Genomic DNA, 13280 nt, shown 5'->3' on the forward strand with positions numbered 1-13280 from the left:
ATAACCCTCCTTATTATTCAGGGAATCTAAACATAACACCTAATATTGCACTCTGTTCAATCTTATTATAAACCAAAACTTCCCCATCATTTTTTGCCCATTTGTAAGCTTTTGTATCGGGGGATAACTCCGACATTGGAAATACAATTCTATTTTTAACTTTCCCTAAATCAATGACCGCCACACCATAACTACTCCCTTTATACTTTGTGAATGCTATATTCAATTTTGCAGTAGTCGATATCCATGGATCGTGTAACCAAGCTTGACTTTGTGAACCTTCGAGGATATGCTGCTCTACACTCCAATCTCCATTAACCTTTTTAGCACTAATTCCTTGACCTTTCATGATTGTTTGTACATCTTGTTTATTTAACGACCGAAACACAATCGATCTATTTTTTCTATAACGTTCAAGATCACTAGGTGAAATTAATTGTAGATTAATATATTTAGCATTCATTTGGTCTATTTCTTCTTGCGTCTCACCTACAGGACTAGGTTCTAGCAATGCACCCAGAACAACACCAAGGAAAATAGATATGGGATTTTTACCTTTCTTCGCCCCTTTCACAGCACCCTTTTTTCCACCTTCAAGAACTTTAAGACCTTCTTTCCCAAGTTCTCCCCAGTTAATATTCGGAGCTGCCTCATGCCCACTCGGATCCGTATACTTCAACGGGTTATTACTCACATACGTATACAAATTCAACGTCTGCGGATTGTTAATATCCCCTTCATACGTATCCTCACTAATAAACCGTCCTACTTCAGAGTCAAAATAACGCGCACGTGCGTAAGAATGACCGCTATTGAAGTCATATCCTAGCCCGGTGTAACCGAATAGGTTATCCGGTCCTGCCCAGTTCAAGTCGAACTTCTCTGGGTTTTCTGCTACTCCGAATTCATCGTAGTGGTATCGTGCTGAGACACTTCCATCTGCGCCTAGAAGACCTATCGCACTTCCACGTACATCACTCATATAATACAGTGTCTTCGGTGTGGTGTTGCCTGCGGCTCCGCTTGCTCCTGGAGTTGGTTCCCAATCTGTACTTGCATCTGCACTTGGCAGATAGCTCATACTAATTCGTTCTCCACCCGCTCCATAGACATAGGACTGCTTCCACTTGTTCCCGGTCGCATCGGTTGCCATTAATGGCTCAGGTAAGCTTAGCGTTGTATCGTTCGTGAAGTAGATGTCCATCTGTTGCTTCTTGTATTGTGGTTCCCAACCATCTCGCAACCCTGCTGGATTGGTGCTTGGGTAATTGCTCTGCTTCGTACCCGTACCCAACGTTATGCTCATGGATATGCGATTGCTATCTCCATCATAACCATAGGTTGTCTGGTCACCTGAATAGTTGGTGTTCCCAATTAGACGGTTAGCTCCATCCCAACGATTGGATTCGATCGTCCTTGGACCAGCTAATGCCATATTATTTAGGCTAGCTTGGCTATCTAGTCCTGTCGGATCGATTCCATATACATCTGCCGTTACTCCTAGCCCTGTTAATGGGTCTACTACCCATGGATCAACAACGCCTCCAAGGCTTGCATTGGGATCTACAACACCCGCTGCGTTTGGATCAATTCCTGCGTTTCCTGCATTCGAATCAAGGCTTATACCGGTGTTCGGGTCAATTTCTAACCCATACACACTATCCAGCACACTTGAATCGATAGAGTCACTCATTGTCGAAGTAATCCCCATCCGCAGACTATTAAGAGCCGCTGCGCTATCGATTCCGACGACGTCTAGCAAGTTTCCACGTAGATCGTACGTGTAATCTCTATAGTCGCTTCCTTTGGTCCAACGCATAAGCTTATTCGCTGCATCGTAGGTATAATCCTCTGTGGAGAGGTTACCTGCCTCATCAACCGCTACGTTCACTCGGTTCCCTACAGCATCATAGCTGTAATCCGTTGTTGCACCGTTCAACTTTTGAACTTTGGTCAGTTGGTTCAAGGCATCGTACATGTAATCTGCTATTTCTGCAGGTTGTGTAGCGCCTGTTGGGTTATCTTCATCACTTCCGCCTGACTGGCGTTCGCTATGAAGTTGGTTCCCTGCAGGGTCATAGGTATATTTCAATTGCTCTAGTAATGTTCCCCCAGGTCCTTGATGTTGGATCTCTAAGACTTGTCCTAACGCATCGTAGTTGTACGTGCTTTGCGTGTTGTTCGGTAGAGACTTACTAGCTAATCTACCATTGGCATCATAGGTATAGTTCGTCTTCATACCTGTTCCATCTGTGACTTGCTCAATCAGTCCAGAATTATCGTAGGAATAACTGACTACCGTATTGTCTGGATAGATGATCCGACTACGTTCTCCCGTCGCTGTCCACTCATAACGAATGTTCTTATTATTTCCGTCAATGACTTCCGTTAAGCGATCTAGAGCATCGAAGGTATAACGGGTATCACCTGTGCTATCTTTCATTAATGTACGACGACCCGCTAAGTCATATTCGTAGCTGACCTGTTGACCATCACCATATATAATCTGATTCAATCGGTTAACAGCGTCATAACTGTATGAAGTCGTCAACTGATCTGGATACACCATGGATGTCTGATTCCCATTGGCATCGTACGTAATTGTCGTCTTTTCTAGAAGTGGATTCACGGATTGTTCCACTTGATTCAACTTGTTGTAGCTGTAAGATGTTACATGCCCTAACGCATCGGTCTTCGTAAGAAGATTACCTAAAGCGTCATACGTGTAACTCGTAGCATTGCCAGCTGCATTCGTGACCTTCGTCAAGCTTCCAAGCATATCATATTCGAATTTCGTTTCTTGGTTATTCGCATTCAGAATGTGATTGACTTGACCTAGTGCATCATAGGCATACGTCGTCTCATGACCTAATGCGTTTCTAATGCTTGTATTACGATCAACGACATCATATTCATAATGTGTGATACTACCGCTTGGCTCAGTAACAGCTGTTACACGCCCACGGTCATCGCGAGTCATCGCTGTCTTACGATTCATCGGATCTATACTTCCGACTTCAAGTCCGCGTTCATCGTAGATCGTCTGCCACTTGCTGTTCTCTGTCATCGTCGAGAGGGTATTCCCGTTCTCGTCATATTCATATTCAGTTTTGATACCTAAGGCATCTGTCATCGTTGTTAATCTGCCTATAGCATCATAATCATACCAAGTAATATTGCCGAGTGGGTTCGTTACTTTCTTGATTTGTCCATTGGCATCATACTTGTACTGTGTAACCTCACCGAGTGCATCTGTGACCGTCATCAATTGATTTCGGCTGTTGTACGTATTCGTTGTTGTGTTTCCTTTGGCATCCGTAAATGTCAATTGGTTTCCGACAGCATCATACGTATATGACGTCACATGGCCTTCTGGATCTGTTGCCTTCACCATCTGACCCATGCTGTCATATTGATACTTCGTTACACCACCATTCTCATCCCGTTCTTCTACAACATTCCCAACCGTATCATAGATCGTAGCACTCGTATTCTGAAGTGCGTCTACTGTTGAGGTTAGTCGGTTCACTTCGTAAGCATAGTTGGTCGTTCCACCTATAGCATTACTCTGTGCTACCAAGTTACCATTATCATCATATGTTGCACTTGATGTCTGCTGTAGTGCATCTTCTTGTGCAGTCATACGTCCCTTTAGATCATACTCAAATTTACCGAGAACACCTTGTGTATCACTGGTTTCCGTTACCCTGTGTAGAGGATCACGGGTCACTTGAGTAATATATCCTGTTGGATCTTTGATCGATCGGGCGAATCCAGCTGTATCATTGGTAATCGTCGTTACAGCTCCTGTAGCATCCTTCATGACCGTTGGAATGCCTCGGCTATCATAATCAACCGTTGTAATGTTACCTAGAGCATCCGCTGTTTGTGTAATGTTCCCAGCCGTATCATAACTATAGCTGTTCTTGTAACCAAGTGAATCTGCAACTTCTACAGGTCTATTCAACGCATTATAACGAATCACTGTGGATTCACGATTGCCATCCACGAATTGTATAACGTTTCCTCGTTCGTCGAATTCCATTTGTTGCATGCTACCATTTCCATCCTGCACAGCAATCAATCGATCAGCATCATCATAACTCAGTGCCGTAGTAGAGCCATCCGCACTGCGAATCTCAGACATTAAGAAACGATCGTTCCATACATATGACGTACTATGATTCAATGCATCACTATGCTTCGTCTCACTCACTGAGGTTAATGTAGAAGAAACATCCGCTGGAGTTCCTCCCGTCTGGCCCGATGAGGATCTAGTTGAGACTGAACCTGTTCCACCATCCACTGGATAAGTAAGAATAGTCTTTCCTGAACCTATACCTGATTGGACCTGCGGTGTCTTATTCGGAGTCATGTCTCCACCGATTGCGAATACGCCGCCGGTCTTCACTTTCATCTGATTATTAACGCTCACATTGTCTCTTACGAACAAATCTCCGCCCGGTATGTTGATATCCGCTACCAAGTTGTTCGAAACCATGCCACCTAAGACCATTTCCTTAGCAATATTCATAATTACTTCGGTATTAATGTGTAACTCGCCTTGAACGACAACGCGGTTGGCATCCACCGTAAGTTGTCCACTATTATATGTCAGACTTCCCGCGTACAACGTATCCGCTACGGTAACAGCCGAATCATTATTAAGATGTAGCGTTCCATCTACCCATATATTTCCGTAATTATTACCTACACTGATAGCGTTTAGCGCAAGCTTCGTATTAGCATTCAATGCTTGTTTCACAATCAACGTACCGTATATCGTGATTGTCATATCTTTGTTCGTATTCATGCCATCGGCAATAAGTACGACCGGCTTGGTTGGGCTTCCCAACGTAACGCCGTTCTCAACATTCAGTTGACCTGTCTTAATCACGACAGGATTACTATTACTTGCCTGAATTGCAGCCTGAACGGTGCTCATATCGGAGTTCACAGATACTGCTGATTGCTCATACATGCTCATCTTCGCATGGATATCTGTGCTTAGACTTCCCATATAACCCGTGATCGCCGGCTTAAGACCGTCAATGATCATATATGGAGGAGCATTCTGCAAGTTATGCATCGTGCCAGATAGTAGCACTTTGTCTGAATCCGCAATATCTCTTCCATTGTTAGGATCAATACTTACCGGTCCACTCGGAATTGGACCTTCCTCTTCTTCTTCTTCTCCACGAATGACGGGAGCCACCTTGCCTTCATAGCTCGACGTACTCTTCGATCCGTAGAAATCAGTAAAGCTTGTTACACGCATATGTTGATCATATGTGACATTCATGGATGCCGTCTGATTAGGATCAGTCACACCCGTCACGTGATGCGCACTATCGTATGAGAACTTCGTAACTGCATCATTCACATCCGTGAATGAGATCATATCGTTAGCAGCTGAATAACCATATTGTTGCTTCCGATTGGTATGGTCTGTCACTGTCGTTAACTGATTATTCGCATTATATGAAAGTGTTAATGAAGCGCCATCGGTTGATACCGCTTGTAATAACTTTCCTTGATAGCTAAATGTAATCTGATTATGATTGCTGTCGATGATCGATGTCAGAAGCCCACCTGCATTGAACCTATAATGTTCACCTTGTGGTGTCAGCACATCATATCCACCTGATGAGGCTTGTGACAATGTAAGATCTGTTCCACGCGGTGTTAAATATCGCCCACCTGTGAGTGGAATGAACTCGTATCGGGAACCATCAGGTTGCATAAGTTCCATCTTGCCATCTACAGGGGTAAGCGACCATTCATAAGAATGATGCCATCCAAGACCGATAGCCCCTTCATATGGGTCGCGACTTAGATAGTTCAATCCGAATTGAAGTGGCATTAATGCCTGAAGTACCATAGAATCCGTCGTGAATGTAAAATCTCCCCGTGCCGGTTCAACGTAATCCTGCCCCAATGGATTAACAATCCGTAGACGTTTCTTAATTGCCGCTTCCGTGAACTGCGTAAGATCTGCTTGCGTGATTGGTTCGATCACTTCTGGATCTTGCAAGATCAAGGAAGTTGCGCCCGTGATGGTACCTGGCACAGTTGCCGTCACATGATTAAGTGTAGCCACTTCCACTGCCTTAGCTCTTGTGGAAGCTGTAGAATCCGTTGCATAGTAGTAACTTGCTAAAGCTTCCCAAGTCAATGGGAAGGAAGGTACGGAAACATTCATGACCTTCAACACTTCTGAATAACTAGATACTAACGTACCCTTTTTCGCTTTGGCTGTAATATGAGAGATCTTACCAGCATCTAAGCTGATCTCGCTACTCCATTGGCCTTGCGTATTAACCGGTATATTATTTACGCTCTGCTTCTGATCCCCTAGAGAATAACGAATCTCGAGATCAATGGTTGTACCCGCCTGTGAAGTACCCTTCACTAATGCTTTACCGGCAGAAGAACCAGATTCCACTGTCATCGATGAAGGTGCCTTCGGCTGTACCGAGTTCACAATTTCAAAACTTCCAATCTGCCCGTAATAGACACCAACTCCGTTATACGTTGCGGGTGACACACAGATGTTATAGCGACCTTCTGGAAGAGCTACTCCACCTATTTTTCCGTCCCATTTCACGACATGTTCAATATAATCATTGCCCACCTTCGTGGCATAATCGTCACTTGCAATTAAACCTAACAGCTTAGGAGATGCACCGTTCGGCTGAGGTGTACACACATTGATGTTCGTAGGATGGCTAGTCTGTCCACTATCCGCTGCATTAAATTTGAAGCGAATCTCAGTAGTACCACCTTCATCTGTGTTGATCTCACTCGGTACGATCTGCACGTTAGTCGAAGCAAAGGCTTTCTCCGTGAGCACATCTACGCCTGGTAATAGTGGAACTGAGGTGACTAGCAGCAAGAACACAAGGGTTAACGAAATAATCCTGTTGATGCTAGCTTTCCTCTTTCTGCGAACCGTACTTGAAAATATCATAAATATTATTCACTCCCTAATCATTATTATAAAAGTTCTAGCTTAAGCATTAATCGATAGATCACAGTAGCCGCTTGCGCTCTTGTTGATGTCTGAAGAGGTTCTAACTTATCTCCATTACCTTCAATTAACTTCAGTTGAGTAGCATCGATAACGAACGTCTTCGCCCAAGGACTCACAGAAGTATGATCGGTAAACTTAGTCAGATCAGTTGACTGCACCTCTTGCCCAGCACCCTGAAGTCTGTTTCCTGCGGCACGCATCATCATCGCCATCATCTGTTCACGTGTGAGTGCTGCATCTGGATGGAATACTCCATGATCTCCTTCAACAATACCTGCTGCAGAAGCTGCTTCGACCCATCCATAGCTCCAATTCTTCGCTTGCACGTCTGAGAATGTAGGTGAAGATGAGAATATTGGTTCCATGCCCATCGCACTTACTAGTAATTTCGTGAATTGTGCTCTTGTAAGCTTGCCATTCGGAATAAAGGCATCTTCGGTCATACCATTAATAATTCCTCTAGCAGACAACACTTCAATGGAATTAGATGCCCAGTGTTCTGAAATATCAGAGAACGTCACTTGACGCAACATGACTGCATATATCCCAGGTTCTTGAATAGAAGCTTGTACGAATCCATCCTTCACACCTGTTATTCCGCCAATATAAGTCCAGTATGAATGTGCTGTGTCGTATTTATAAATACCAAGCTTCTCGCGTTCGGCTTTCCATTTGGCTAAGTCTTTGTATCCTAATGTAAGTTGAACGGGTTGTCCGAACGTAGAAGCTGTATCCACTTGCCAGATCGAATTATCCGATTCAATGGATCTTCCTAACTCATCTCGAAGAGGTCTATTATCTAAACTAATCTGAGATAGACTGACCTTAGATTCCTTCGTAAACGCACCTGCTGGAACTTTCAACTCAGCCATACCATCCTTCGAAGTCACCATTCCACCTTGTGCACCAAACACAGCTGATTCTGTCGATATCACTTTGTTATCCGTACCCTGAGGAATGACAGGTTGGGAAGAAGACTGACCTCCAGATCCTCCTGTTGATGGTTGTTCAGACGAGGACCCATCCAGACTAACGGTAACGAATGAATCATCCGTCGTACTATATACGAACTTATCGCCGTTAAACCCGATGTACTGTCTTCCTTTCGTTGCGCTTGTCACTGAATACATGGATGCCGTAGACAGATTCACACCTCGCAGAACCGGTTGTCCATTTACCTGTTCCAAATACACGGCTTGTGTATCACCCATCGACATAACCGAATAATCGACATCTTTCACACTCATTGGAGCTAGATCCTGCGACTGTGCCTTAAGATCCGTAAGTGACATCACAACGAACTTGCTCTCAGAAGAACCATTCTTCTGTTTCCACAAGACGTAATTACCATTGGTCACGAACCAATCCACGTCGTTCGAACCACCTAGATTAATCAGTGATCTTCTAACGCCTGTGCTCAGCGTCAACATACTGAGTCCACCATCTCTTGCATTCTTATAGACGACAATACCGTTCGCAAGAACAGGAAATTTACCCTCTCCCAGTGCAATCTCCGTATTCGTTGGTAAGTCATGGTATATCATCGATCCGTACAGATTCCGATCGAACCAGACTACACCATTTCCGTCCACGTAAGGGTTACCGTATTCACCCGAACGCACGTTTAGTTTCTGCTGCACGCCTGACTGAAGATTGTAACTATAGATATCCCAGTACAAGGATGACGGGTCCTGCGTACCCTTATCTGCCCAAACAACTCTATCCCCCTTAATATAGGGAGCATCTTTTGCCGTCTTACTCGTGGTTAGTACTTTTTCTTGTTTCGTCGATTCATTGCGGTAGTGAATCTGTTTGTTACCCTCACTATCCTTTTCCATCCATATAATCTGGTCCCCTGACACACTGAAATCTGTCCGATTCGATGCCGTTGCGCTCTCTGCATGTATTTCAATAGGCATCGCGACTAGGAATAATACGCTACTGATACACATCGATAGCGCCACCATTAGCGGAATCATTCTCATTTTTGTTAGGATATTGACTGACTTCATCTTCTTCTCTCCTCATTTCCCATGATCTAACACACACCAACTAATATGTTGGTAATAGTTCCTCCGAATCAGGACTTCTCCCGATTCACTCCACCTTTGTATGTACTTTTATTACTACAGTCTCACTTCATCGTTCTTTATCCCTTCCTTTCACTAGGACAAAGCGGAAAATTTTGACGAGTCTTATTTGATTATCGGAATAATATCCCAATAAAAGAAGAAGTGAACAACAATTGATTCTTTAGACCTATATTTAAACACATAAAAAACGCGACAAAAGTCCGATTCCACTTTTGTCGCGTTTAGGTATGAACACATTTAACTATCCATCGTTACGCCTGTTGCCTTACTACCATCTAGATCTCGATGGCATTGTGTCAACAGCTCCTCGTTCAGAAGATGATACAGCGATGTGAATTGCTCTCTTGGCTTGGCTGTAAACTTTCGGGCTGTATCTTTGTAATCTAATGAGCTAATGTGGGATTGTATTTCTTCTGGAAGAGCGGATTGAACAAGAATCTGCAACATGGTAGACTTTTCATTAGGTCGCCTCCTTCAAATCGTCTTGTAGGGTGCAAATGACTTTACAGAGAAAGTGACCTTTTAACTATCATTTATCGTTGCATGTTCTGCTCCCTTTGGGGTAATCTCTTAGTAAATAATCAAAGGAGAATCTCTCAAATGAAAAGTCTATTACTTATTGAAGATGACAAGCAAATTTGTGAGCTGCTTGAATATGTATTTGCTAACAAATATCAACTGGAGCAAGTCCATTCGGGAACAGAAGCTCTTTTGAAAACAAATAAAAATCAGTATGACTTGGTGCTTCTTGACTTAATGCTGCCTGGCGTGACAGGTGAAAGCGTCTTGGAGACGATTCGAAAAACTTCCCCTGTACCTATCATCGTTCTGACTGCCCTTAGTGACAAAGAACAGACGGTGCGCTTGTTAAAGATGGGAGCGAATGATTACATCACCAAGCCTTTCCATGTAGAAGAGCTTGAGGCCAGAATCGAGGTTCAGCTACGTAATGCTGTTCCAACAAAAGCACCTACCGCTGAACTATCTTACCGCAACCTGATATTGATACGCGAAGAGTATAAAGTATTGGTCTATGATAGAGAGATTCAAGTGTCTCACAAAGAGTACAAGCTGCTAGAATTGTTACTGCTTCATCCTAAGAAAATCTATTCCAAGGCTAACCTCTACCAGACAATCTGGCAGGATGATTACTTTGGTGGGGAGAACACCATCAACGTTCATATCAGTACACTAAGAAAAAAGTTGAAGGATGCTGATCCTGATACAGAGTATATCGAGACGATCTGGGGCATGGGAATCCGTCTAGCTGAGGGGAATGAGTAACATGTTGTGGCTGCTTAGTATCCTGCTTATTGCTGTACTGGCCTATCTCGGTTTAATTCTGTCCGACTTGAAGAAAATCACCCAGCAACTCGACTATATCGCCACGAATGATACCAATGCGGAGTTAACCTCCACTTCCAAGAATAGCATCTTGAGACGGTTATCAGACAATAATAATCGATTAATTAAGCAAAATAAAATCTATAACCAGGAACGATATCTCAAGGAAAAACAAATGCATGAGGTCATCACCAATCTCACTCATGATCTTAAGACACCTTTGACCGTTTCTTCAGGCTATACACAAATTCTCTTACAGGAGCCTGAGCTTGCCAAGCAGCATGAGATGATTCAGAAGATCGATAGTAGCTTAAATTCCATCTCTCATTATCTTCATTACCTCATGGAATATAATCTGATTCAGGAGAAAATGTTAACCCCTGAGTTCCACAAAATAGAGGTGTCTGAGCTATTAACCCAAAGCTTATTTACCTATTATGATGAGTTGCAAAAAAAACAGCTCTCCTTGGAAGTTCATATTCAGGAGCAGCAATATCTCATTACCGATGAAACGATTCTGCAAAGAATTTTCCAAAACATATTAGGTAATATTCTGAAATATGGCTATCAAAAGGTACAGATCTCGCTCACATCACAACAAGACCATTTGATCATTCAATTTATGAATGGTTTAGCCAATCCTATTGTAGATGCTGACCGGCTATTTCAGCGCTTTGTCACTGAAGATCCTTCTCGCTCCAACAAAAGCACAGGGTTAGGTCTATCCATTGTAAAAAACCTGACAAAAGCTATAAAGGGTGACATTACACTCACTACAGATGCAGAAGCCTTCTACGTGACTCTTCAATTCAAGAACAGCAGAGATCATTAGTTCTCTGCTGTCTGGCACTGTGGCTATAGTTCTTTATGACGGATAACAAAGGCGCTTCCTACGAGAGTGGTGGCAATAGTAGCAAGACTCACGAAGATATAAGGAATTAATTCTGTGCCTGCGATTAAACCCTGACCCATAGTCTGAGCAAGTGAGAAGAAATCAAAATATTTGAGCCCCTCCCACTCTATGAACGTATAGATCAACTGAATGATAATGGGATAAACAATGATAAATATAGAGGCGATAATATTGCTAGTTGTCAGGAACAACACTAGTGTCGCCAAACTAAAGATCACGCTAATACAAAAGCTTAAGCTTAACATCGCAATGAGCGCATCCTTTAGAACTTCACCCGTATGAATCCCTTCTGTACCATATCTAAAAAAGGCAATAAGAGCCGTTGTACCAAAATATAAAAAAGTTCCTAATAACAAAGCAGTCAACTGCGTAAAGTATTTGGAAAGAACAAAGGAGATTCGGCTCACACCAGAGGTTAACGTATTTTTATACGTTCTTTGTGAGAATTCGTATCCTATAATGATAACAAAGAATGCGATAAACAAATAAACAAGGAGACCACTAGAAAAAGAAGCACCAGTGAGAGCTACAGCCATATTCCAGGAAACATTGGTTTGAGATTGACCCTCCATAACAGAATCACTCTGAACCCCCACTGTACCTACACTTTCAGTAGACACATTTCCCACTGCAAAAGTAATAACAGCGAGTAATATGATATAAAAACCTTTGGTACGGAGTAAACGATAGCAATCAGCTTTCATTAAACGAATCATGAGTGTGTACCTCCGAATTGTTGAATAAGATTGGTGTAGTAATTTTCTAAGCTGCTTTCCTTTTTACCAATAAAATCAATAAGAACACCATTCATAGCTAGCAATTGATTGATACTGGCAACGGTCGATTTCTGATCTGAAATGTGAATTTCATTCCCCTGTACAACCTGGAATTGATCACCAATCGCTTCCTTCAAGATCACGGCAGCCTGAGCTGTATTTTGCACTTTAACTACAATGGCTTCCGTACATAATGAATCGAATTCTTCCTTCGTAATTTCTTGAATCATTTCACCTTGATGAATAAAGCCAAAACGTGTAGATACATGATATAATTCGCTCAAAATATGACTAGAGATCAGAATGCTTGTGTTTCTCTCCCTATTAATCTTCTCCAGCAATTCACGGAACTCAATAATCGCTATCGGATCTAATCCATTAATCGGTTCGTCTAGAATAAGAAAATCCGGGTTATTCACCAATGCCATCGCAATACCTAAGCGTTGCTTCATACCTAACGAGAAGTTGTGGAATTTCTTCTTACCCGTATTCGCCAAGTTCACGAATTCCAACATTTCTTGAATGATCGAGTAATCATGGATTCCCTTCTGGATGCAAACGATCTTCATATTCTGATAAGCGGTCAACTTATTAAATGCCACTGGCGCTTCAATAACAGCTCCGATCCGTTGTAAAGCAGTATGATAGTTCTTCGCTCCTTTCGACTTGCCTAATAGTGTGATCTCACCCTTCGATTCTGTTGAGAGATCTGTGATGAGCCTCATGATCGTTGTCTTCCCTGAGCCATTTCGACCGATAAGGCCGTAGATATCTCCCTTTCTTACCGTTAACGATACTTGATTCAATGCTTTCTCTGATCCAAAAGACTTGGATACCTTTTCTAGTGATAATACACTTGTTTCCATACTGTCCACTCCCCTTCTTTCTGCTACAAACTATATAAGAATTGAAATCCTGTATGTAATACTTGCAATCTACTGCACCTTCCCTTTGATATCTCTACTTTATCTGTCATTCATTAAGTAATCTCTTAAGCGAATCTTAAATCATTCTTAAAAGTTGATTCAGATAACAAACTGACTTTTCGAATGGTGGTAAAGTGAAGTCATAGTCATAACTTTCCCCCAATATTGTAATAAAAAAAAATCCAGCGATAGGAG

General features: G+C 42.5%; 7 protein-coding genes. 2 read left to right on the top strand and 5 right to left on the bottom strand.

Annotated elements, in window-relative coordinates; all coding sequences use genetic code 11:
• Positions 1-13 precede the first annotated feature (13 nt).
• From AC1TO9_RS16050 to AC1TO9_RS16060, 3 genes are all read right to left on the bottom strand, one after another.
• Complete coding sequence (locus AC1TO9_RS16050; protein ID WP_482059835.1) at positions 14-6901, bottom strand: RHS repeat-associated core domain-containing protein; 6888 nt, start codon at positions 6899-6901, stop codon at positions 14-16.
• 95 nt (positions 6902-6996) lie between these two features.
• Positions 6997-9045 carry an S-layer homology domain-containing protein gene (locus AC1TO9_RS16055; RefSeq protein WP_482059836.1) on the bottom strand — a complete coding sequence of 683 codons (2049 nt, stop codon included), beginning with the start codon at positions 9043-9045 and terminating at the stop codon, positions 6997-6999.
• Between the two features lie 318 nt (positions 9046-9363).
• The gene (locus AC1TO9_RS16060; protein ID WP_482059837.1) at positions 9364-9573 is read right to left on the bottom strand and encodes a hypothetical protein; all 210 of its coding nucleotides are present in this window, start codon (positions 9571-9573) and stop codon (positions 9364-9366) included.
• A 153-nt stretch (positions 9574-9726) separates the two neighbouring features.
• Here AC1TO9_RS16060 and AC1TO9_RS16065 point away from each other — a divergent pair, with 153 nt between their 5' ends.
• The gene (locus tag AC1TO9_RS16065) at positions 9727-10410 is read left to right on the top strand and encodes a response regulator transcription factor (protein ID WP_482059838.1); all 684 of its coding nucleotides are present in this window, start codon (positions 9727-9729) and stop codon (positions 10408-10410) included.
• Positions 10403-11302: a sensor histidine kinase gene (locus tag AC1TO9_RS16070; RefSeq protein WP_482056324.1), complete on the top strand. Its 900-nt coding sequence runs from the start codon at positions 10403-10405 to the stop codon at positions 11300-11302. The genes AC1TO9_RS16065 and AC1TO9_RS16070 overlap by 8 nt, the downstream gene beginning before the upstream one ends.
• A gap of 23 nt (positions 11303-11325) precedes the next feature.
• On the opposite strand, the gene AC1TO9_RS16075 is transcribed toward AC1TO9_RS16070, so the two are convergent.
• Positions 11326-12099, bottom strand: coding sequence for an ABC transporter permease (locus AC1TO9_RS16075; protein ID WP_482056323.1), 774 nt, complete (start codon positions 12097-12099; stop codon positions 11326-11328).
• Positions 12096-13025: an ATP-binding cassette domain-containing protein gene (locus tag AC1TO9_RS16080; protein ID WP_482059839.1), complete on the bottom strand. Its 930-nt coding sequence runs from the start codon at positions 13023-13025 to the stop codon at positions 12096-12098. The genes AC1TO9_RS16075 and AC1TO9_RS16080 overlap by 4 nt, the downstream gene beginning before the upstream one ends.
• Positions 13026-13280: the final 255 nt, after the last annotated feature.

The organism is Paenibacillus sp. Y916, from assembly GCF_056786435.1.